This is a genomic window from Acidisoma sp. C75 (assembly GCF_054665095.1).
The window spans coordinates 1-419 of record NZ_BAAFHD010000042.1 but is presented as its reverse complement, the minus strand read 5'-3'; the positions used below and the strand labels follow the sequence as shown (position 1 = coordinate 419).

General features: G+C 64.4%; 1 protein-coding gene. It reads left to right on the top strand.

All coding sequences use genetic code 11. From position 1 onward, the window contains the following. Window positions 1-55 precede the first annotated feature (55 nt). Window positions 56-419, top strand: a 364-nt coding sequence (tnpA, locus tag ACYQ7X_RS17485; protein WP_459698352.1) for an IS66-like element accessory protein TnpA, incomplete at its 3' end; no start/stop codon positions are given.

The following is a 419-nucleotide window of genomic DNA, read 5'->3' as shown; positions in this document are numbered from 1 at the left end:
GGTGATCTTAACGCCGCTCGTAAGAACGGCATTAAGGACGGGAGCGGGATCAGCGGTGGAGATCATCACCGGAGTTGAGCGGCGGCGGCGCTGGCGGTCAGAGGAGAAGCAGCGCGTTCTGGCTGAGCTGGAGGTGCCGGGTGTTACCGTGACAGAGGTTGCACGTCGGCACGATATCAGCCGGGGGCTTATATGGACCTGGCGGCGGCAGGCCCGGCGAGGGTCTGCACCGATGGATACAAGCGTTGGCTTTCTGCCGATGCGCATCGCGCCGGACGCTCTGCCGTCTTCATCGAAGCAGGACAACAAACTGGAAGTGTCCGCTGACACCACCCTCGAGATCAAGCTCGCGGATGGGACGACCATCCGGGTTGGCGGCGATGTCACTGCGGCGGCGCTGCGCCGGGTGCTGGGTGTGC